The sequence below is a fragment of the Janthinobacterium sp. LM6 genome (assembly GCF_002002885.1).
Lineage (GTDB): Bacteria > Pseudomonadota > Gammaproteobacteria > Burkholderiales > Burkholderiaceae_D > Janthinobacterium > Janthinobacterium kumbetense.
The window spans coordinates 4,431,309-4,451,988 of record NZ_CP019510.1 but is presented as its reverse complement, the minus strand read 5'-3'; the positions used below and the strand labels follow the sequence as shown (position 1 = coordinate 4,451,988).

The following is a 20,680-nucleotide window of genomic DNA, read 5'->3' as shown; positions in this document are numbered from 1 at the left end:
CTATTGCTGCGGCGTGCCGCGCACGTCGAATTCCACCTTCCAGCGCTCGGCGCCGTCAGGGGAAACGGCCAGCAGCTCCAGGGTGCCCGCTTCCGTCACGCGCGCGTGCAGCTTGACCTGCACCACGTCGCCGGCCGAGCGGCCTTCGGCGGACAAGGTCGCCTGGATTTCGCTCAGCTCCTGTAATTCATCGGGGCCCCAGAAGTCGAGCAAATCGCCGATCTGGTCGTTGCGGCGCGTGGACGAGGCAAAGAAGCGGAAGTGCACGGGTTCGCCCACGACCAGGCCGAATTGCTGGCCCGGCAGTTCCAGTTCGCTGCCTTCTTCCATGCCGAACGGCGCCACGCACAGGGCCTGGATCGGCGGTTCCATGCCGGGGATGGCCGGCATCGCCGATTCGATGGCCACGTAGAAGGAGCTGGCCGTGCCGCCGCGGATGCGCACGCCATGGCCCCGGCGCACGTAGCTGTAGTAGGCGGCGCCGCGCGCCACGGCCAGGTCCAGGTCGGCCCCGGCCAGCATGCGCGCCGGCTCCGCGCCTTCCATGTACAGCCAGTCGTTGACGGTGGCCATGATGCGCTGCACCAGCAGGTCGGACTTGAAGACGCCGCCGTTGAACAGCACGGCCGTCGGGTGCAGGAAGCTGGCGTCGGCCGATTGGCGGCCAGCGAAGCCTTCCAGTTCGCTGGTGGCCGCCACTTGCCGGCCCAGGAACGCGGCCAGGTGGCGCGTGATGGCCGCGTCCTGCGCATACGGCAAGCCCAGTTGCGTCAGGCCGGCGCGCGTGCGCACGGCGGGGCGGCTCGACGCTTCCACTTGCGGGAAGAAGCCGTCGAGAATGAAAGTGGACACTTCCGCGCGCGTCAGTTCCGTGCGGATGGAGCCGCCGATCAGTTTCGAGCCGCGGCTCGGCACGACGATCGGTGCCACATCGAGGCCGCTGTCGGCCAGCAGGCTTTCCTTGGCGCTGCGGCAGCCATAAGTGAGCGCGCGCATCTGCCAGGCGTCCAGCTGGGTGCCGTTGGCGGCCAGCTTGCGCGCCACCAGATGGGCCAGTGCCAGGTCCATATTGTCGCCGCCGAGCAGGATGTGCTCGCCGACGGCCACGCGGTGCGGTTCCAGCACGCCGTCGCGTTCCAGCACGGCGATCAGCGAAAAGTCGCTGGTGCCGCCGCCCACGTCGACCACTAAAATGATGTCGCCGGGCTTGACTTCCTTGCGCCAGCGCCCTTCGCTGGTCTGGATCCAGCTGTACAGGGCCGCCTGCGGCTCTTCCAGCAAGGTCAATGAGGCGTAGCCGGCCGCCTGCGCCGCTTCCATCGTCAGCTCGCGCGCGGCCGGATCGAACGAGGCGGGGATGGTGACGGTGATTTCCTGCTCGGCGAACGGTGCTTGCGGGTGGGCGTTGTCCCAGGCCTGGCGCAAGTGCGTCAGGTAGCGCGTGGCGGCCGTGATGGGCGAGATGCGCGGCACTTCGGCCGGCGCGTCGTTCGGCAGGATGGCCGCGCGGCGGTCCACGCCCGGGTGGCACAGCCAGCTTTTCGCGCTCGACACCAGACGGATCGGCGTGGTGGCGCCGCGGCTGCGGGCCATTTCGCCGACGACGAACGGCGCTTCGGCTTCCTCGGTGACCCAGGGCAGGGCCAGGTCGCCCGCCGCCACTTCATCGGCGTGCGGCAGGTAGACGAACGACGGCAGCAGCGACAATTCTTCGACGGTGCCCGGCGCCGACAGCTGCGGGACTTTCAGCACGCCGTGGCTCGATTGCTCGCCGTCGCTCTCGACCAGGTTCACGTACGACAGGGCGCTGTGGGTGGTGCCCAGGTCGATGCCGATGGCGTAGCGTGCGGTATTGTTGGTTTGATCGTTCACAGTTCCACCTCGGCTGGCGCCAGGATGGCCGCGTCGTGCTGCTCGCTCAGTTTCGGCAGGCGCACGCTGGACGCGCGCCAGCCGCGGTGGCTGAGGGTGCCCGTGAACGGCGCCGAACCGACGACGTTGCCCGTCAGGCGCACTTGCGCGGAATCAAAGCCTTCCTGCAGCACGATGCGGCTGCCTTCGGCTTCCTGGCGCACGGCCTCGATGGTGAAGTATTCGCGCATGACCTTGGCGCAACCTTCATGCACGACGCGGGCGGCCGCGCCGATGTCGGCGTCGGCATGGCTGCCCAGGTTTTCCTGGGTAAAGTCGATCAATCGCGCTTCGCGTTGCAGCAGGGCCAGCAATTGCAGGGCCGCATCGGGCGTCGCTTCCTTCAAAATGACGGGCGCGGCGGCCGGCGTCGGCACGGGGGCGGGCGCCGGAGCCACTGGCGCCACCGGGGCGGCTTCGGGCAAGGACAGCTTTTCCACGCGGGCCGCATAGGCGGCGTCCGACAGCGTGCTGAAGAAGGCGCCGAAAGCCAGCGGGACTCGGCGCCAGAACGATGGGTGGGACGATGAAGTGCTCATAGGGAACTCGTTTCTCTGATCTGTAGGGAGGCGTCGGCGGCGGGGGCCGCTTCGCAAGGTAGTGCCATGTGCGGGGCCAACAGGGCCGGCTGCGTTTGCCCGCATGATACCAGCTACCGGGCCGCCGCCAAAGTCGCCGCCCCCCTGGCAGGCAGGCCGAAGCGTGGATTTTCTTTGTTCCTGCGCAAGGAAACGTTCGATTTCGTGCCGCTTCGACTAGAATCGCGCATTATCTTTTTGCATGACCTGGATGCCATGTCTACCGACTTTTCCCTGTATTTAGCCAGCAGCACTTACATCGACAGCGACCATCCGGCCGTGCGCGCCAGGGCGGCCGCGCTGGCGGCAGGCGCGGTGGGCGACGCCGCCATCGCGGCCCGCTGCTTTGCCTTCGTGCGCGACGAGATCGCCCACAGCTGGGATTACCGGCGCAATCCCGTCACCTGCCGCGCTTCCGACGTCTTGCAGCATGGCACGGGCTATTGTTATGCGAAGAGTCATCTGCTGGCCGCGCTGCTGCGCGCCAACGGCATTCCTGCCGGCCTGTGCTACCAGCGCCTGGCGGTGGGCGAGGTGGGGCCGCCGTTCTGCCTGCATGGCTTGAACGCCGTGTATCTGCAGGAATTTGGCTGGTACCGCATCGATGCGCGGGGCAACAAGCCCGGCGTCGACGCGGCCTTTGTGCCGCCACGGGAACAGCTGGCCTTTCCCGTGCTGGCGCCCGAGGAGCGCGATTTGCCGGAAATCTGGCCGGCGCCGTTGCCGCAGGTGATCGCCTCCCTGACGGGCCATGCGACGGTGCAGGACGTGGCGGCGCATCTGCCCGATGTCGAGATGCTTCCGTTGAACAAATAATCATAGAAAGAAACCATGAAAAAAATCCATATTGGTCTGATTGGCCTGATGCTGCTGGCCGGTTGCGGCAGCAAGGGCGAGAGCGGCGGGCAATCGAGTGCCGCGCGTCTCGACGGCAAGGAAAAAGGCAGCGAGTTTCTTGCCTATGAGCATAACGTCAGCGTCGATACGAGCGAGGCGCAAGTGCCGCTCCTGTATGAAAAAGTGGTCGCCGCCTGCAAGGCCGATACGGAAAACGGCTGTCTGCTGCTCGATTCCAGCATCAACGGCGGACGCTACGTGCACGCACGCATCAGCGTGCGCGCCAAGCCGGCCGGCATCAAGAAGCTCGTCGCGCTGGTCGCGGCCGAAGGCGACGTCACCAGCCAGGGCACCAAGGTGGAAGACCTGGGGCGTCCGGTGCTCGACAGCAAGAAACGCCTGGAAATGCTCAAGCAGTACCAGGCGCAGCTGCAAGACCTGGAAAAGCGCTCGGGCACCAACGTCGATGCGCTGATCAAGGTGAGCAAGGAACTGGCCACCGTGCAAGTGGAGCTGGAGCAGGCGACGGCCGCCAATGCGCTGTTGATGCAGCGCATCGACACGGACTTGCTGAACGTGGCCATCAGCGCCGACGGCAGGCAATCGTTCTGGCGCCCCGTCAAGCGCGCGCTGGGCAATTTCACGGAAAACCTGTCGGAAGGCGTGGCCAACGCCATCACGGCCATGGCCTACATCCTGCCGTGGCTGATCGCTTTCGTGCTGCTGTTCCCGCTGGGGCGCAAGGGCTGGCGCCGCCTGCGTGGAGCTCCGCGCAAGGATTGATGCCGGGATTGTTGCGTCCTGCGCACCGTTTTACGGCAATTTGAAACCTGGCTGCACAGTCCTTGTGCAGCCAGGTTTTTTTTCGTGCGGCGCTGGCCCCGTGCACCATGGCGGACACCCGCTGGCGCTGGCATGCATTCTGCTTTAACAACATCGCAGGCCCAGCTCGACCCCCACGAACCCATCACAGGAGTCCCCATGTCACGACGCATCATCCTGAAAGCGGCCGCCGCCGGCGCACTGGCCCTGGCCACGTCCACTTACATGCAGGCGGCCTTGGCCGCCGACACGATCAAGGTGGGCATTTTGCACTCCCTGTCGGGCACCATGGCCATTTCCGAAACGTCGCTCAAGGATGTGGCGCTGATGACGATTGCCGAAATCAATGCCAAGGGCGGCGTGCTGGGCAAGAAGCTGGAGCCGGTCGTCGTCGATCCGGCCTCGAACTGGCCCCTGTTCGCGGAAAAGGCGCGCCAGCTGGTGGCGCAGGACAAGGTGGCTGTCGTGTTCGGCTGCTGGACGTCCGTGTCGCGCAAATCCGTCTTGCCGGTGTTCAAGGAACTCAACAGCTTGCTGTTCTACCCGGTGCAATACGAGGGCGAGGAGCTGGAAAAGAATGTGTTTTATACGGGGGCCGCGCCGAACCAGCAGGCGATCCCGGCCGTGGAGTACCTGATGAGCAAGGATGGCGGCGGCGCCAAGCGCTTCGTGCTGCTGGGCACGGATTACGTGTATCCGCGCACCACCAACAAGATATTGCGCGCCTTCTTGAAAAGCAAGGGTGTGAAGGATAACGACATCAGCGAGGTCTACACGCCGTTCGGCCACGCCGACTATCAAACCATCGTCGCCAACATCAAGAAGTTTTCTACGGGTGGCAAGACGGCCGTCATTTCCACCATTAATGGTGATTCCAACGTGCCGTTCTACAAGGAACTGGGCAATGCGGGCTTGAAAGCCACGGACGTGCCCGTCGTCGCGTTTTCCGTGGGAGAGGAAGAGTTGCGCGGCATCGATACCAAGCCCTTGCTCGGTCACTTGGCGGCCTGGAATTATTTCGAATCCGTCAAGAATCCCGTCAACACGGCCTTCATCAAGCAGTGGAAGGCGTATGCGGTGGCGCAAAAGCTGCCGAACGCGGGTTCGGTGGTGACGAACGACCCGATGGAAGCGACCTATGTCGGCATCCACATGTGGGCGCAAGCCGTGGAAAAGGCGAAATCGACGGATACGGACAAGGTGATCGCCGCCATGGCCGGCCAGAGCGTCAAGGCGCCATCCGGCTTTACCCTGACCATGGATGCCACGAATCACCACTTGCACAAGCCCGTGATGATCGGCGAAATCAAGGCCGATGGGCAATTCAATGTCGTGTGGAAAACCAAGGAACCGATACGCGCCCAGCCGTGGAGCCCGTTTATCAAGGGCAATGAGGGCAAGCAGAAGCTGTAAAGAGCTTGCGTGTCGATTCATCGCCGCAACCCCAGGCAAAGAGCTGGGGTCAGACCCGCCGGGTCTGACCCCTGTCCTTGCCTTTGGGGCAAGCGCTTGCCCCGTGCAGTTTTTCCATGGAACTTACAATGAGGTTCATCCCCAAACTGCTGGTCCTCGCCTGCCTGTTGCTCTCCGCGCTGGCGCAGGCCGCCATCCCTCCAGAATTGCTCAAGCCGCTGTCCGGCGACGATCCCGACGCCAGGGTCGCTGCCGTGGCCCAGATCGCCGCCCTGGCCACGCCCGAGGCCGCCAAGGTGCTGCAGGCGCTGCAGGACGACGCCTTGTATGCCACGCCCGATGGCAAGGTGTATATCGTCGACGGCGAGCAGGCGCTTGACCCGGCGCTCGGCAAGAACGTGCCGCTGCCTGACGGCATCGATGGCGTGATGGTCAACAACCGCTTGCGCTCGGCCGTGGCGGGCGCCTTGTCGGGGCTGAAACTGCTGGCGCCGGAACGGACCGAACGGCTGGCGGCCGCGCAAGCCTTGCAAAAGGCGGTTGATCCCGCGCAAATTCCATTGATCCGCGCGGCGTTGGCGCAGGAAAACGATGCTGAAATTACGCAGATATTGCAGGTGCTGATCGCCAGCGCCAACCTGCATGCGCCCGATGCGGCCACGCGCAAGGCCGCCGTGCAGGCGCTGGCCGGCAGCAGCGATGCGCGCCTGCTGCCCGTGCTGCAAGCCATGCTGGAGAAAGGTGGCGAGCCGGACGAATCCGTGCAACTGGCCGCCATCGAGACCATGCGCCAGATCAAGGGACGAGTGGCGCGCATGGAGTTCGTCGGCAATGTGTTTTACGGCATTTCGCTGGGCAGCGTGTTGCTGCTGGCGGCCCTGGGGCTGGCCATCACGTTCGGCTTGATGGGCATCATCAACATGGCGCACGGGGAATTGCTGATGATAGGCGCTTACACGACCTATCTGTGCCAGCTGTTTTTCCGCAACTTCCTGCCCGGCGTGCAGGACTGGTATTTGCTGACCGCCTTGCCTGCCGCTTTTTTCGTCTCCGGCCTGGTGGGCGTAGTACTGGAGCGCACGGTGATCCGCTGGCTGTATGGCCGGCCGCTGGAAACCCTGCTGGCCACCTGGGGCATCAGCCTGATCCTCATGCAGGCGGTGCGCACGATCTTTGGCGCGCAAAACGTGGAAGTGGCCAATCCCGCCTGGATGTCGGGCGGCGTCACCGTGCTGGGCGGCCTCGTGCTGCCGTACAACCGCCTGGCCATCATCGGCTTTGCCGTCGTCGTCGTCGTGGCCGTGTGGTTGATCCTGAACAAGACGCGGCTGGGACTGTTCGTGCGGGCCGTTACGCAAAACCGCCGCATGGCCGATTGCGTGGGCGTGGCGACGGGCAAGGTCGACATGCTCACTTTCGGCCTCGGTTCCGGCATCGCCGGACTCGGCGGCGTAGCCCTGTCGCAGCTGGGCAATGTGGGGCCGGACCTGGGCCAAAGCTACATCGTCGATTCCTTCATGGTGGTGGTGCTCGGCGGCGTGGGCCAGCTGGCCGGCACCGTGATCGCCGCGCTGGGCCTGGGCGAAGTCAACAAATTCCTCGAACCGGTGGCGGGCGCCGTGCTGGCGAAGATCGCCATTTTGATATTCATCATCATTTTCATCCAGCGCCGGCCGCAGGGTCTGTTTGCCATGAAGGGACGCAGCGTCGAATGATTACCTCTTATCAATCCAAGCCTGGCCTGTTCACGCGGCCCGTCTGGCTGGCGATTGCCGCCTGTACATTACTGGCGGCGTTGTTGCCGATTTTCAATCTGGCATTTGCCGAAGGGCATGCCTTGCACGTGTCCGCCTACACGGTGGCGCTGGTGGGCAAGTTCATGTGCTACGCGCTGGCCGCGCTGGCGCTGGACCTCGTCTGGGGCTACACGGGCATATTGTCCCTGGGACACGGCGTGTTCTTTGCCCTGGGCGCGTATGCGCACGGCATGTATCTGATGCGCGCCATCGGCGACCAGGGTCAGTATCACAGCAGCTTGCCCGACTTCATGGTCTTTCTCGACTGGAAAACCTATCCCTGGTACTGGGCCTTCACGGAACATTTCTGGTATTGCATGGCCCTCGTCGTGCTGGTGCCGGGCGTGCTCGCCTTCGTCTTTGGTTACTTCGCGTTTCGCTCGCGCATCAAGGGCGTGTATTTTTCCATCATCACGCAAGCGATGACGTATGCCTTCATGCTCTTGTTCTTCCGCAATGACACCGGCTTTGGCGGCAACAACGGTTTCACGGATTTCAAGACGATCTTGGGCCACAGCATCACGGCGCCCGCCACGCGGGCCGTGCTGTTCCTGCTGACCCTGGCTTTCCTGCTGGCCGCTTTGGTCGGCGCGCGCGCCATCGTCCGTTCGAAGCTGGGACGGGTGCTGCAGGGCGTGCGCGACAGCGAGGCGCGCTTGATGTTCCTCGGCTACAACCCGCTGTGGTTCAAGCTGTTCGTCTGGACCTTGTCGGCCGTGCTGTGCGGCATCGCCGGCGCCCTGTACGTGCCGCAGGTGGGCATCATCAACCCGTCTGAAATGTCACCGGCCAACTCCATCGAGATGGTCGTGTGGGTGGCGGTAGGCGGGCGGGGGACTTTAATCGGCCCCATCCTGGGCGCCTTCACCGTCAACGGCTTGAAAAGCTGGTTCACGGCCGCCATGCCGGAACTGTGGCTGTTCGCGCTGGGCCTGCTGTTTATCGTCGTCACCCTGTTCATGCAGCAAGGCATGCTGGGCGTATTGAGCAAGCTCAAACGCAAGCCCATCGTGGCAGAGGAGGCCGCATGAGTATCCGCATGTTGCCCGGCATGGCCAGCACCGAGGCTGGCCCCACGTACTCGCGCGTAAAAGGCGAGGGCGTCGATACGACGCATGGCGCCATTTTGTATCTGGAAGATATCAGTGTGTCGTTCGACGGCTTCAAGGCGATCAACAAGCTCAGTCTCGATATTTCCGTGGGTGAGTTGCGCTGCATCATCGGCCCTAACGGCGCGGGCAAGACGACCATGATGGACGTGATCACGGGCAAGACGCGGCCCACGTCCGGCACGGCCTGGTTCGGCCAGACCATGAATCTGGCGACCATGACGGAAGCGCAGATCGCCCACGCGGGCATCGGCCGCAAGTTCCAGCGTCCCACCGTGTTCGAGCAGCATACGGTGTTCGACAACCTGGAACTGGCGATGAAGATGGACAAGCGCGTGGCGCCCACCCTGTTTGCGCGCCTCACGTCCGAGCAGGAAGGCAAGATCGAAGCGGTATTGCGCTTGATCCGCCTCAACGGCCACGAAGCGCGGCCGGCCGGTTTGCTGTCGCACGGGCAAAAGCAGTGGCTGGAAATCGGCATGCTGCTGATGCAGGAGCCGCAGCTGATACTGCTCGATGAACCGGTGGCCGGCATGTCGGACGCGGAAACGGCGCGCACGGCGGAATTGCTCAATGAATTACGCGGCAAACATTCGATCATGGTGGTCGAGCACGACATGGGCTTTGTGACGGAAATCGCCCGGCAGGGCATCGTCACCGTGCTGCACGAAGGGTCCGTGCTGGCGCAAGGCCGCATGGACGAGGTGCAGGCCGACGAGCGGGTCATCGAAGTCTATCTGGGAAGGTAATAGGGGAGATCACAGACTATGCTGGAAGTACAACAGTTAAATCAATACTACGGCTCCTCGCACACCTTGCGCGGCATCAACCTGTCGGCGCGCAAGGGTGAATGCCTGGCCTTGCTGGGGCGTAATGGCGTCGGCAAGACGACCTTGCTGAAATGCCTGATGGGCGTGCTGCCCGTAGCGCAGGGCAAGGTGGTGTTCCACGGGCGCGACATCACGAAGCTGGCGCCGCATGCACGCGCAAAGCTGGGCATTGCCTACGTGCCGCAGGGGCGCGACATCTTTGCGCGCCTGACGGTCGAGGAAAACTTGCTGATGGGCATGGCGGTGAAGCGGGGCAGGCAAGCTGCGCGCATCGATCCCCACGTGTATGAACTGTTTCCGGTGCTCAAAGAGATGCTGCAGCGGCGCGGCGGCGACTTGTCGGGCGGGCAACAGCAGCAACTGGCCATCGCCCGCGCCCTGCTGGCCGAACCGCAACTGATCATCTTCGACGAGCCGACGGAGGGTATCCAGCCGTCCGTCATCAAGGATATCGGCAGGGTCATTTCCTTGCTGAAACAGCGCGGCGACATGGCCATTGTGTTGTGCGAGCAATATTTCGATTTCGCCCGCGAACTGGCCGACGACTTCATCGTGCTGTCGCGGGGGCAGGTGGTGGCCAGCGGCAAGGCGGCGCAGATGGATGGCGATGAGGTAAAACGGCACCTGGCCGTGTAAGGTCAGACGAGCTGCAGCCAGCCCAGGATCGCGCCGGCCGCCAGCAGCCACAATAAATGGATCGTCGTGCGCCAGATGATCAGGCCAGCCACGATGGACAGGCTCCACAGGGGCCAGTCCGTGCGGAAGTCATGGTTGGCGCCGCCCAGTATCATGCCCGTGGAAATCAAGAGGGCGACGACGATGGGCGCCATGCCTTGCTTGAAGGCGCGCACGGGGCGCAGCTCGCGGTTGCGGTAGCCCCACTGGGCTGCCACGTAGGTGAGGGTGGTGCTGGGCAACATGATGCCCACCATCGTGATGAACACGCCGAGCCAGGCGGCCGTGTAGCTGCCCGCGTTCATGCCCACGTTCCAGCCCATCAGGGCGACGAACAGCACGTTCGGGCCGGGCGCCGCTTGCGCGATGGCGATCGATTCATTGAATTGCGCCTGGGTCAGCCAGCCGTGCTGCTCGACGAGGAAACGGTGCATTTCGGACGTGGTGGAAATGGCGCCGCCGATCGACATCAGCGACAGCATCAGGTAATGGCCGAACAGGTTCAGCCAGTCGCCCGCGCTCAACACCAGTTGCAAGGGCGGATTCATGCGGACAGCTTTCGATACGTGAGCAGGCAGCCGATGCTGCCCAGGCCCAGCAGGATGTACAGCAGGGGCCAGCGGAAGACCGCCACCATCAGCACGCCCAGCACGGTGATGGGCAGGGTCAGCCACAGGGGCAGCGGATGCCTGGCCAGCGCGGTCGCCAGTTTCACGCCCGTGGCGGCGATCATGCCGGCCGACACGGCCGCCATGCCGCGCAGGGCGCCCGCCATCTGCGGGTTATCGCCAAAGCGCGTGTACAGCACGCCCAGCACGAGCACGATGACGAGGGGCACGGTCAGCATGCCGGCCAGCGCCGTCAGCGCGCCCCGCAAGCCGAAATAGCGCCCGCCCACCATCAGGGACAGGTTGACGACATTCGGCCCGGGCATGATTTGCGCCACGGCCCAGTCTTCCAGGAATTCCTCTTGCGTCAGCCAGCGCTTGCGCTCGACCATCTCGCGCTGGATCACGGCCAGCACGCCGCCGAAGCCTTGCAGGGCCAGCCAGGTGAACGAGAAGAACAGGTCGGCAAGCGAGGCGGGCTGGGGGCGGGGGAGGTCGGGCTGGGTGGTGGCGGAAGCAGGCATGGCTGATTATCGCCGTGGCCGCTCGCGCTTGTCCATCGCTTTCGGCTGCGGTTGTGCCTGGAAGAAAAAAACCGTGGCTCATGTTTCCCTGCCATTGACATCGAGAGTTTATCGGCAATACTTTTATCGGCACCATGATCGCTGTCCCTGTCCGCGCTGTCGCGGTTCGCACCGCTACGCCGTCGCCCCCCTCCGTCCCCTTCGCAGGAGTTGTCCATCATGCCTCAATCCACAGAAACGCTGCATATGCCCGTCAAAACCTTGGTGCCGCATGCCCGGATCGATCAGAAGATGTGCGACATCGTCAATCTGGGCATCGCCGTGCAGGCGGCCTTCAGTACCTTGTGCGCACTGGAATACCTGAAGTCATACAATGTCGCCCCGGAACTGATCGAGCGCGTGCTGCTGCACCCGGAGCAGCGCCGGCAGACCGTGCATTGAGTATCCGCACGGCAACTGTGTTGCCGGCGGCCGCGATCCGCTGTTGTCGGATTGATCATTGCGGCTCAGTTATGCACAAATGATGAGTTGACGAAATTGGCGAAATAATTTTCTTGTGATTATGTGTGAGTTTCTAAGTGGTTGATTTTAATGGGTTTTATTTTTGCTGTTTGATTGAGCAGTTTATTGAAAGCCGCACGGGCTGTGGCTTTGAAGGCTGTCAATAGGCGCTTATCCACAAAGATATCCACAGTCCGTGTGGATATCTGAAAAAGCGCTTAACAATCCGCCACTTAGGAAATTGACGCCGCTCAATCCATGTAATCGGCGGGCAAGATGGGCCGGAATGGGGCATGCCGCAAGCCTGTATGCCTATCCAGTGCTCTTGTTTTTATGACTGAAAGTAGCGGCGCAGGGTCAGGGCGTGCCGCCGGCCGGCGCCGCTGGCGTGTCGCCGCACTGGGCCAGGGCGGCGGCCAGTTCTGCGACCTGTTGCTGCGCTTCGCGCAAGGTGGCGTAGGTGCGCAGCGAGGCAATCACGGTGGTAAACAACTTGCGCGTGGTGAGGTCGGTCTTGCACCAGAAATCGTTGATGTCGTAGTCGATGATGATGCGGTGTTCCAGCGCCTGGCCGGGCTGGCCCGTGCGCAGGATGATGCGCACGGCGCTGTTGTGCAAGTCTTCGCGCACCTGGCGCGCCACTTGCAGGCCGGCATCCTGGGTTTCCATGATGACATCGAGCAGCACCACGGCGATATCTTGTGTGCCGCGCAGCAAGGCCAGCGCTTCGGCGCCCGAATACGCGTGCAAAAAACTCAGCCGGCGGCCCTGGAAGCTGGCCTGGCTAAGGGCGAACTTGGTCACCACATGCACATCGACATCGTCATCGACGATCAGCACGCGCCAAGGCGCCGCGTTGGCCGGTTCTGCCGCCGCATCTGCCCGTTCCAGCGGTTCGTCGACCAGCCAGTCGGGTTCGTCCGCCCCCTTGGCGGAACTATCGCTATCCATATTCATGCGTTTATCCACCGTTGATCGTCGTCGCTACTCCACACTATGCCAGTCTGCGGGGTTTGTCAAAACAATGCTGTTCAAGCAAGACGGCCTGGGCCAGGGATTGCCAATGCACGGCAAAATATATTTTCATGGTGGCAGGGTAAGTTTGTTTTAGCGCAAACTCCTGATTGCAAGTCATTGATTTCATTGGGGTAAAAAATTGCCTGTGAAATCAGCAAATTGTTGAAACCCGCATCAATACTGGTGTTGCGGCTTGTCAAGAGGGGCTTATCAACAACTTTATCCACAGTTGCTGTGGATATCTAAAAAAGCCGTGCAAAAACCGGGGCTTAGCGCCCGTTCGTGCGGCTGGGTGCAAGCATTCACGCGGCGAGCCCGAGCCCGCCCAACTGGGCAAATGCATGCAGGAAGCGCTGCTTGGCTTCGGCCGGACCCATGGCCTCGATTATACCGGGCAAGGGGGCGATGCCGTCAAGGTAAGCCCAGCGCTCGGCCGAGTGCGGCATCAGGTCGCGCTTTTCCGTGGCCAGCGCGATCAGGTCGGCCCGCTTGATGGGCGCGTAATCGGAAAAATCCAGGCCATAGGTGGCGGCGATGATGGCGCTGACTTTGTCTTCCAGCACGGCAAACTCCGGCAACAGCACTTTCAAGGGTTTGACCATGTCGCCCAGGTAGGCTTCGGCCGCGTCGTGCAGCAGGGCGGCCAGGCGCAAGGGGGGCGGCACCAGTTCGGCGACGATCAGGCTGTGCTGGGCGACCGAGTAAAACACTTGCGTCTGTCCATTGAAGCGGCACTGGTAAGCGAGGCCGTGCGCGATGTCTTCGATGGCGACCTTGTCGATATGCGGGCGCAAGGGATAAAAACGGTTGCCTGAATAGGTGGATACGTAGTCGGTAGTAATCATTTCTGGATCAGCTCGCCTGCTTTGCACGGATGATCCATCCTACACCGGATGGCCGCCGCTTGCCTCCCGCCTGTCCTTCCCCTTCCCGGCCGAGCCTATGCATCTTGGCAAATCCTTTAATTTATTTCATATCATTCATTGATATTTCTCAAATACACTGTGGAAATCTTGTTTGTCTGGAATTTAAATTTGGGGGCAAGGCAATGACGGCGATACCTTCGGCAAGACCTTCGTATATCTATCAGGGCGGTTCGGTGATGATGCACTCGCCGCTGCAATTGAAACAGTCGGAAATGTACGGCTATTTCGTCCGGGGCGACCTGGCGAAGCTGCAGGCGACCGTGAATACCACCCTGAACCAGGTGGCGGGCAGCAAGATGACCCTGAAAGCCCTGTCGCCGTATGTGATGCTGACGTTTACGCGCGTCAACCATGCGGATTCCGCCAACCCCGTCGACCAGGCAAAGGGCTGGATCACGGAAGTCGATATCGTCACCTGGATCATGGTCGGCCAGATGGACGCCGCCGGCAAGCTCGCGCATATCTACTGGTATCCGTGCCATATCTTCGTCGATGACGCGATGGCACTGATCAACGGGCGCGAGCTGTTCGGCTATCCGAAGTACCTGTGCGACTACGAGATTCCCGCTGCCGGCAGCGAGCCGCTGCGCTGCTCCGTGGCTGCCAAGGGTTTCCAGCATTTCTCGCCGGAAACGAAACTGGCCCTGCATCCGTTGCTGGAAGTCAACGCCACTGTGCAGACGGGGCAGCACAAGAACGTCAACAGCTTCCTCGAACTCATCGAGCAGGCGTTCCAGATTTTCCTGTCCATCCCCGATTTCTTTGACATGGACCAGGCCGACTTGGCCGATATTTTGTCGCTGCTGCGCAATCCGCGCATCGACCAGATTTTCCTCAAGCAATTCCCCGACAGCGCGGGCGTGAAAGCCGTGTACCAGGCCCTGGTGGCCGCGCCGGCCGAGATCAACCGCCTGTACAGCGCGCGCCTGCTCGGCTACGAATACGAATGCACCTTGCACGCCTTCGACAGCTTCCCGCTGGACCAGACCCTGGGCCTGAAGCTGGGGCCGCAGGCGGCGATATTGCCGTTCCAGGTGAATTTCGACTTTACGGCCATGCCGGGCGAGGAACTGGTCGACAATTCCCGCATCGCGCCGGAAAAGATCGCCATCCTCGGCGGCGGCGTAGCGGCCATGACCACGGCGTACTATCTGACGAATCAGCCGGGCTGGCAAAACCGGCACGCCATCACCGTCTACCAGCTGGGCTGGCGCCTGGGCGGCAAGGGTGCCAGCGGACGCAATGCGCAGCTTGGCCAGCGCATCGAGGAACACGGCCTGCACATCTGGTTCGGCTTCTACGCGAACGCCTTCAGGATGATCAAGGAAGCGTACGCGAGCCTGGAGCGTCCTCCCGGCGCGCCGCTGGCCACCTGGCGCGACGCTTTCAAACAGCACGATTACGTGGCCCTGTCGGAAGACGTCAAGGGGCAATGGCGCAACTGGTCCATCGTCTTTCCCACCTTGCCGGGCGAACCGGGCGAGGGCGGCGAAGACATCACCCTGTGGCAGATGGCCATCGCCATGGTGGGCTGGATCGAGCAGTGGATACGCCAGATCCGGCAGGTGGCGGACGCCGACGCGCGCATCGTGCGCGCCAGCGCGTCGCAAGGCGAAGGCGTGTGGCCGGGCTGGCTGCGCCGCCTGGCCGATGAAGTGGTGGGGCAGGCCGACGAGCTGGGGCTGGACGTGGGCCTGTCCGTGGGCGCCCTGGCGGCACTGGTGGCCGACCTGGCGCCGGACTCCACGCGCCACGACCAGGCCCGCCACCAATTGCTGGCCAGCACCCTGAACGGCATCCGCGCCTGGCTGCGCCTGCGCTACCGCGCGCTGATCGATGGCGACGACGAATTGCGCCGCCTGTTCATCTGCCTGGACCTGGGCATCACGGTCATGAAGGGCATGTTCCAGGATGGCGTGTTCAAGAACGGCTTCGACGTCATCAACGATATCGACTTGCGCGACTGGCTGCGCAAGCATGGCGGCGACGAGCAGTTCAGCGTCAACTCGGCGCCCGTGCGCGGCTTCTATGACCTGGTGTTCGCCTACGAAGGCGGCGATTTTGCGAAACCGAACATCGAGGCGGGGACGCTGTTGCGGGCGATGGCGCGCATCGGCCTGGCCTACAAGGGCGGCATCATGTTCAAGATGCAGGCCGGCATGGGCGACACGATCTTCACGCCGCTGTACGAAGTGTTGAAAAAAAGGGGCGTGGAATTCAAATTCTTCCAGCGCGTGGAAGAACTGGTGCCGGGCGCGGGCGATATCGACAGCATCCGCATCACCGAGCAGGTGCAATTGAAGGACCCCGCCGCCGGCTATGCGCCGCTGGTCGACGTGAAAGGCCTGGCGTGCTGGCCCAGCGCGCCCGATTACGCGCAGATCGAACCGGCGCAGGCGGCGCTGCTGCAGGAGAAAGAGGTCAACCTGGAATCGTACTGGAGCGAGTGGCCGCAGCAGTACCAGCAAGCGTTCGGCCGGGCGCTGCCCGCCACGGTATTGAAGAAGGGCGTCGACTTCGACAAGGTGGTGTTCGGCATTTCCATCGGCTCGCTGCAGGCCCTGTGTCCGCAACTGCTGGCGCAAAGCCCGGCCCTGCAACTGGCGGCCGACAAGGTGAAAACCGTGGCCACGCAGGCCTACCAGGTATGGCTCAACAAGGATTTGCGTCAGATGGGCTGGACCACGCAACCGAAGGGCCAGCAGCCGGTGCTGTCGGCCTTCACGGAGCCGTACGACACGTGGGCGCCGATGGATCAATTATTGGCGCACGAGGATTGGCCGGCGGGACTGGCGCCGAAAAACGTCTCCTACTTTTGCAGCGCCTTCCCCGTCGACAGCTATCCGCCCGTCACCGACACGGATTTCCCGGCCCGCTGCGCGGCACGCGCCAAAGCGGGCGCGCTGCACCAGCTGGAACGCGAAATCGGCGCGCTGTGGTCCGAGGCGGGCGGGCCTGGCGCGTTCCCGTGGCAATGGCTGGTCGACGCGAAGGCGGCCACGGGCGCGGCCCGTTTCGACAGCCAGTACTGGCGCGCCAACGTCGACCCGTCCGAGCGCTATGTGATGTCGGTGGTGGGCAGCACGCAGTACCGGCTGGCCACCGACCAGTCAGGATTCAGCAACCTGTTCCTCACGGGCGACTGGATCAAGACGGGCATCAACGCAGGCTGCGTGGAGGCGGCCGTGATGGCCGGCATGCAGACCTCGCGCGCCATGACGGGTTATCCGGCCGTGATCCAGGGGGAGACGGATTTTTAGGTATTTCGCTATGATGGCGTTTCATTGTTCCCTGCGCGAGCGAATCATGCAACGCCTGATGTTGTTGTTTCTGATCTGTATCAACCTGCACGCTGTCGCCGCGCCGCCCGGCGCGATTGTGCTGTGGCCCGGCGCGCCGCCCGGTGGCGCGGCGCCGGGGCCGCAGCGCGACAGCGCCAAGGGATCCATCACGCAGGTCGAACAACCGTATTTGATCGCGCACCGCCCGGCGCAGCCGAACGGTATCGCCATGCTCCTGGTCAGCGGCGGCGGCTATGCGCATATCGAGGCGGGCAAGGAGAGCGGCCCCGCCGCCAGCTGGCTACAGGCGCAGGGCATCACGGCGTTTGAACTCGTGTACCGCCTGCCGCAGGAGGGCGGAGGCGTCAGCGCGCCGTTCCAGGATGGCCGGCGCGCCATGCGCGTGCTCCGCGCGCGGGCGGCCGAATGGGGCATCGACCCGGCGCGCATCGGCATGCTGGGATTTTCCGCCGGCGCGCACCTGGCCGGCATGACGGCCGTGCAGGCGGATGCGGCCCGCTACGCGCCCGTCGATGCGGTCGATGCCGTCTCCGCGCGCCCGGACTTTGCCGTGCTGCTGTACCCCGTGCTGACCATGCAGCCGCCATTTGACACGACGCATGCGAAAAAGCAGCTGCTGGGCGCCCATCCTGCGCAGGCGGCGCGCGACGCGCTGTCGGTGGAACTGCACGTCGATGCGCGCACGCCGCCCGTGTTCATCGCGCAGGCGCTCGATGACCTGATTGCGCCGCCCGAGAACAGCCGGCTGATGGCGGCCGCCCTGCGCCGCGCGGGCGTGCCCGTCGAGCTGCATTTGTTCCGGCACGGCGGCCATGGCTGGGGCCTGGGCAAGCCGGGCAGCGAACCGGCCGCCTGGCCGCGGCTGTTGCTGGCGTGGCTGCAGGCGCACGGCTGGATGCCTCAGCCGGCGGGCTGAGTTTCCAGGTCGCGCCGCGCCACGCTCAGCGCCTCTTGCAGCTGCGGCAGGAACTGTTCCACGTTATCGAGCTGGCCGTTCGAGGCCAGGGTTTCCATCTGGTGGCACAGGCCGTGCAGGGTGGGGCGGCTCAGGTAGCCGGCGCTGCCCTTCAGGGCGTGGAAGGCGGCCGCCGCCGCGCTGGCGTTGCCATCGCGCACGGCGTGGCAAGCCAGGTCCAGGCGTCGCGGCGCTTCCGTCAGGAACGCTTGCGCGATGCGCTGCAAATGCTGCGGCGACAGGCCGGCCAGCGGCAAAATGTGCACGGGCGCCGTCATGGGATCGGCCGGTGTCTCCGCCTGCGCCGTGCCGGCATCGTCCAGGCCGAACTGGCGCGCCAGGCTGTCGTCCCCGGTGGGCGCGGCAGGCGGCAGCGCGTGGCCGCGCGCCAGCAGCAGGTCGATGATGGCGTCGATTTTCTCGAACAGCAGCGCTTCGTCGACGGGCTTGCTGAGGAAATCGTCCATGCCGCAAGCCAGGTAGCGTTGCCGGTCATGTTCGCTGGCGTTGGCCGTCAGCGCGAGGATGGGGATCTGCGCGTCGGGAATGGGGAATTCGGCGTTGCCGCCGTCGCGGATCAGGCGCGCCGCCTGTTCGCCATCCATCAGCGGCATGCGGCCATCCATCAGCACGCAATCGTAGGCGCCCGCACCCAGCGCGCGCAGCGCCTGCTCGCCGTTTTCCACGATGGTCACGGCATGCCCCATGCTTTCGAGCAGGGTGCCGATGATGATCTGGTTGGTGCGCACATCTTCCGCGCACAGGATGCGCAGGCGGCAGGCGTGGCGCGCGTGGCGTGCCGGCCGGCGCGCGTCGGCGGCCGGCGCGCTGCCCGGCGTCAGCGGCAAGGTGAAATGGAAGCGCGAGCCGATGCCGACCCGGCTTTCCACGCCGATCGTGCCTTGCATCAGTTCGACCAGTTCCTTGCAGATGGCCAGGCCCAGGCCCGTGCCGCCGTAGCGGCGCGTGGTGGAATGGTCGGCCTGTTCGAATTTCTGGAACAGGCGCGGCAAGGTGTCCGCGTCGATGCCGGGGCCCGTGTCGCTGATGATGAATTCGATTTCGCTGCAGCCGTCGCGGCGCGGCGGCGTGCGGGCGCGCCGCACTTCCAGCAGCACTTCGCCATTCGCCGTGAATTTCAGCGCATTTCCCAGCAGGTTGATGAGGATTTGCCGCAGGCGCGTGGGATCGGCGCGCACGTAGCGCGGCAAGTCCAGCGCCAGCTCGCGGCGCAGCAGCAGGCTCTTGGCGTCGGCCTGGCCCTGCACGATGCCGGCCGCGTCGCCGATCAGCGCCAGCAGGTCGAAGTCGACGGTTTCCAGGGTCAGCTTGCCGGCGTCGATCTTCGAGAAATCGAGGATGTCATTGAGAATGGTCAACAGCGACACGCCATTGTGCAAGCCGATGCGCAGGTATTCCTGCGTGCGGCCTTTGACGGACTGGTCGCGCAGGGCGAATTTCAGCATGCCGATCACGCCGGCCAGCGGCGTGCGGATGTCGTGGCTCATGGCGGACAGAAAATCGATGCGGTGGCGGCTGACCACTTCCGCGTGTTCCTTGGCCTTCAGCAGGGCGTCGTTGCTGAGGGTCAGCGCCAGGGTGCGCTCCTGCACGCGCTGTTCCAGGTTGTTGCGCAGCAGGCGGATCTGGTCGGCCAGGGCAAAGGCCAGCAGCAAGCCGTCTAAGGTGCCGCCGAGCAGGGTCACCAGCTGGGCGTTGGCCACCATGGCCGGCATCAGGCCCAAGTTGGCCGGCAGGATCAGGAAGCCGGGCAGCATCAGGGCGACGAAGGCCAGCACGAAGAAGCGCGCCGGCTGGTAGCCGCGGCGCCAGACGACGATGCCGCAGACGAGCGCGAGCAGCATCCAGATGCTGATGGCGATGGTGGCCAGGGTGTGCGCATACGACAGGGCGAAGAAGCAGCTGGGCAAGAGCAGCAGGGGCAGCACCAGGTTGATCTTGCTGATGCGGTGCAGCAGGGGCGAGTAATCGCGCAGGCGCAGGAAATGCGTATAGAACAGGGTGCTGAAGACGGGCAGCAGGAAAAAGGGCACGTAATGCAGCTGCAGCAGGCGCCAGTCGAACAGGTCGGCAAAGACGTGGAAGGTCATGGCCCAGGCCAGGCCATACGTCAGTACGTACAGCGTGTAATAGGCCGAGGCTTTTTCCAGGGTGATGGAAAAGATGAAGAAATTGAACAGGCCCAGCGCCAGCAGGGCGCCGATCGACGCCACCATCAGGAAGTTTTCCTTGCCTACCAGCTTGCGGTAATCCTGCTGCGTCTGCACGCCGAACAGCGGCGCGCGCGCGTAATAGGGGCTGGAAAAGCGGATCAGGATGTCATACGTGGCGCCCGGCGCCAGTTGCACGTTCCTGCCGTAGTGCAACAAATATTCGTGCGGACGCTGGTAGCCCGTCAGCAAGGTCTGCGGCGCCGTCTGCGGCCCGGGGCCGTATACGTACACGTCGACCAGGTCGATCAGGGTGTCGTTCGGGTCGATGACCCAGGCCGTTTCGCCGCTGTCGTTGCGCACTTGCGCGTGCAGCCAGTAGGCGCCGCCGAACAGGTCGACCTGGCCGGCCGGGCGCTGGCGCGCCAGCCAGGCGGGCAGGGCGGCCGCATCGGCGGGCGCGGCGTCACTTCCGGCGAGAAACAGTTGCCCGCCGTTGCCCAGGTGCTGGATGCCCTGCTTGCTCAAGGGCAAGGGCGCCGCCTGCGCCGCGCCCGCCAGGCCCAGCAGGCCGATCAGCAGGCCGAGCAGGAGCGGCCAGCCGCATAGCCAGGCGCAGACGCGGGAGCTGGAAGCGCGGTGGCGGGAAAGGGGCGGGTGGGCTGGCATCGATGGGTTTGGTGATGGTCGCGCGGGAAGCGGCGG

17 protein-coding genes are annotated in these 20,680 nt (G+C 64.0%); 10 read left to right on the top strand and 7 right to left on the bottom strand.

All coding sequences use genetic code 11. The features are described 5' to 3' along the window. Both BZG29_RS19580 and BZG29_RS19575 read right to left on the bottom strand, forming a co-directional pair. Complete coding sequence (locus tag BZG29_RS19580; protein WP_077406550.1) at positions 1 to 1,872, bottom strand: Hsp70 family protein; 1,872 nt, start codon at positions 1,870 to 1,872, stop codon at positions 1 to 3. Next, positions 1,869 to 2,450, bottom strand: coding sequence for a DUF2760 domain-containing protein (locus BZG29_RS19575; RefSeq protein ID WP_077406547.1), 582 nt, complete (start codon positions 2,448 to 2,450; stop codon positions 1,869 to 1,871). The genes BZG29_RS19580 and BZG29_RS19575 overlap by 4 nt, the downstream gene beginning before the upstream one ends. Before the next feature lie 255 nt (positions 2,451 to 2,705). Here BZG29_RS19575 and BZG29_RS19570 point away from each other — a divergent pair, with 255 nt between their 5' ends. The 7 genes from BZG29_RS19570 (at position 2,706) to urtE (ending at position 9,932) form a co-directional block, all read left to right on the top strand. After that, the gene (locus BZG29_RS19570) at positions 2,706 to 3,305 is read left to right on the top strand and encodes a transglutaminase family protein (protein ID WP_077409201.1); all 600 of its coding nucleotides are present in this window, start codon (positions 2,706 to 2,708) and stop codon (positions 3,303 to 3,305) included. Positions 3,306 to 3,320: 15 nt separating this feature from the next. Further along, positions 3,321 to 4,109 carry a DUF4349 domain-containing protein gene (locus BZG29_RS19565; protein WP_077406544.1) on the top strand — a complete coding sequence of 263 codons (789 nt, stop codon included), beginning with the start codon at positions 3,321 to 3,323 and terminating at the stop codon, positions 4,107 to 4,109. A 198-nt stretch (positions 4,110 to 4,307) separates the two neighbouring features. Beyond that, positions 4,308 to 5,561, top strand: coding sequence for an urea ABC transporter substrate-binding protein (urtA, locus tag BZG29_RS19560; protein WP_077406541.1), 1,254 nt, complete (start codon positions 4,308 to 4,310; stop codon positions 5,559 to 5,561). A gap of 128 nt (positions 5,562 to 5,689) precedes the next feature. Then, on the top strand, positions 5,690 to 7,276 hold the full coding sequence (urtB, locus tag BZG29_RS19555) for an urea ABC transporter permease subunit UrtB (RefSeq protein WP_077406538.1): 1,587 nt from the start codon (positions 5,690 to 5,692) through the stop codon (positions 7,274 to 7,276). After that, the gene (gene urtC, locus BZG29_RS19550) at positions 7,273 to 8,388 is read left to right on the top strand and encodes an urea ABC transporter permease subunit UrtC (RefSeq protein ID WP_171985065.1); all 1,116 of its coding nucleotides are present in this window, start codon (positions 7,273 to 7,275) and stop codon (positions 8,386 to 8,388) included. The genes urtB and urtC overlap by 4 nt, the downstream gene beginning before the upstream one ends. A 20-nt stretch (positions 8,389 to 8,408) precedes the next feature. After that, positions 8,409 to 9,215 carry an urea ABC transporter ATP-binding protein UrtD gene (gene urtD / locus BZG29_RS19545; protein ID WP_253192907.1) on the top strand — a complete coding sequence of 269 codons (807 nt, stop codon included), beginning with the start codon at positions 8,409 to 8,411 and terminating at the stop codon, positions 9,213 to 9,215. A gap of 18 nt (positions 9,216 to 9,233) precedes the next feature. Continuing rightward, complete coding sequence (gene urtE, locus BZG29_RS19540) at positions 9,234 to 9,932, top strand: urea ABC transporter ATP-binding subunit UrtE (RefSeq protein WP_077406533.1); 699 nt, start codon at positions 9,234 to 9,236, stop codon at positions 9,930 to 9,932. A gap of 2 nt (positions 9,933 to 9,934) precedes the next feature. Here urtE and BZG29_RS19535 read toward each other — a convergent pair whose 3' ends face one another. Beyond that, entirely contained in the window at positions 9,935 to 10,519 is a 585-nt protein-coding gene (locus BZG29_RS19535; protein ID WP_077406530.1) for a chromate transporter, read from the bottom strand. Then, positions 10,516 to 11,103, bottom strand: a complete 588-nt coding sequence (locus tag BZG29_RS19530) for a chromate transporter (protein WP_077406527.1) — start codon at positions 11,101 to 11,103, stop codon at positions 10,516 to 10,518. The genes BZG29_RS19535 and BZG29_RS19530 overlap by 4 nt, the downstream gene beginning before the upstream one ends. Positions 11,104 to 11,322: 219 nt before the next feature. Between BZG29_RS19530 and BZG29_RS19525 the strand changes: the two genes are divergently transcribed. Beyond that, a complete protein-coding gene (locus BZG29_RS19525) occupies positions 11,323 to 11,544 on the top strand; it encodes a hypothetical protein (RefSeq protein ID WP_077406524.1) in 222 nt (73 codons plus the stop codon). 417 nt (positions 11,545 to 11,961) lie between these two features. On the opposite strand, the gene BZG29_RS19520 is transcribed toward BZG29_RS19525, so the two are convergent. Next, positions 11,962 to 12,561 carry a response regulator gene (locus BZG29_RS19520; RefSeq protein ID WP_253192658.1) on the bottom strand — a complete coding sequence of 200 codons (600 nt, stop codon included), beginning with the start codon at positions 12,559 to 12,561 and terminating at the stop codon, positions 11,962 to 11,964. A gap of 362 nt (positions 12,562 to 12,923) precedes the next feature. Next, a complete protein-coding gene (locus BZG29_RS19515) occupies positions 12,924 to 13,466 on the bottom strand; it encodes a phosphohydrolase (RefSeq protein ID WP_077406521.1) in 543 nt (180 codons plus the stop codon). 203 nt (positions 13,467 to 13,669) lie between these two features. Here BZG29_RS19515 and BZG29_RS19510 point away from each other — a divergent pair, with 203 nt between their 5' ends. Both BZG29_RS19510 and BZG29_RS19505 read left to right on the top strand, forming a co-directional pair. Continuing rightward, on the top strand, positions 13,670 to 16,807 hold the full coding sequence (locus BZG29_RS19510; RefSeq protein WP_253192657.1) for an NAD(P)-binding protein: 3,138 nt from the start codon (positions 13,670 to 13,672) through the stop codon (positions 16,805 to 16,807). 46 nt (positions 16,808 to 16,853) lie between these two features. Continuing rightward, on the top strand, positions 16,854 to 17,765 hold the full coding sequence (locus BZG29_RS19505) for an alpha/beta hydrolase (RefSeq protein ID WP_253192656.1): 912 nt from the start codon (positions 16,854 to 16,856) through the stop codon (positions 17,763 to 17,765). Here the strand turns inward: BZG29_RS19505 and BZG29_RS19500 are convergent. Beyond that, complete coding sequence (locus tag BZG29_RS19500) at positions 17,750 to 20,644, bottom strand: hybrid sensor histidine kinase/response regulator (RefSeq protein WP_253192655.1); 2,895 nt, start codon at positions 20,642 to 20,644, stop codon at positions 17,750 to 17,752. The genes BZG29_RS19505 and BZG29_RS19500 overlap by 16 nt on opposite strands. Positions 20,645 to 20,680 lie beyond the last annotated feature (36 nt).

Coding starts and splice junctions, on each gene's coding strand:
- BZG29_RS19575 (WP_077406547.1), bottom strand. CDS start 2,450: ATGAGCACTTCATCGTCCCACCCATCGTTCTGGCGCCGAGTCCCGCTG.
- BZG29_RS19570 (WP_077409201.1), top strand. CDS start 2,706: ATGTCTACCGACTTTTCCCTGTATTTAGCCAGCAGCACTTACATCGAC.
- BZG29_RS19565 (WP_077406544.1), top strand. CDS start 3,321: ATGAAAAAAATCCATATTGGTCTGATTGGCCTGATGCTGCTGGCCGGT.
- urtA (WP_077406541.1), top strand. CDS start 4,308: ATGTCACGACGCATCATCCTGAAAGCGGCCGCCGCCGGCGCACTGGCC.
- urtB (WP_077406538.1), top strand. CDS start 5,690: ATGAGGTTCATCCCCAAACTGCTGGTCCTCGCCTGCCTGTTGCTCTCC.
- urtC (WP_171985065.1), top strand. CDS start 7,273: ATGATTACCTCTTATCAATCCAAGCCTGGCCTGTTCACGCGGCCCGTC.
- urtD (WP_253192907.1), top strand. CDS start 8,409: ATGGCCAGCACCGAGGCTGGCCCCACGTACTCGCGCGTAAAAGGCGAG.
- urtE (WP_077406533.1), top strand. CDS start 9,234: ATGCTGGAAGTACAACAGTTAAATCAATACTACGGCTCCTCGCACACC.
- BZG29_RS19535 (WP_077406530.1), bottom strand. CDS start 10,519: ATGAATCCGCCCTTGCAACTGGTGTTGAGCGCGGGCGACTGGCTGAAC.
- BZG29_RS19530 (WP_077406527.1), bottom strand. CDS start 11,103: ATGCCTGCTTCCGCCACCACCCAGCCCGACCTCCCCCGCCCCCAGCCC.
- BZG29_RS19525 (WP_077406524.1), top strand. CDS start 11,323: ATGCCTCAATCCACAGAAACGCTGCATATGCCCGTCAAAACCTTGGTG.
- BZG29_RS19520 (WP_253192658.1), bottom strand. CDS start 12,561: ATGAATATGGATAGCGATAGTTCCGCCAAGGGGGCGGACGAACCCGAC.
- BZG29_RS19515 (WP_077406521.1), bottom strand. CDS start 13,466: ATGATTACTACCGACTACGTATCCACCTATTCAGGCAACCGTTTTTAT.
- BZG29_RS19510 (WP_253192657.1), top strand. CDS start 13,670: ATGACGGCGATACCTTCGGCAAGACCTTCGTATATCTATCAGGGCGGT.
- BZG29_RS19505 (WP_253192656.1), top strand. CDS start 16,854: ATGCAACGCCTGATGTTGTTGTTTCTGATCTGTATCAACCTGCACGCT.
- BZG29_RS19500 (WP_253192655.1), bottom strand. CDS start 20,644: ATGCCAGCCCACCCGCCCCTTTCCCGCCACCGCGCTTCCAGCTCCCGC.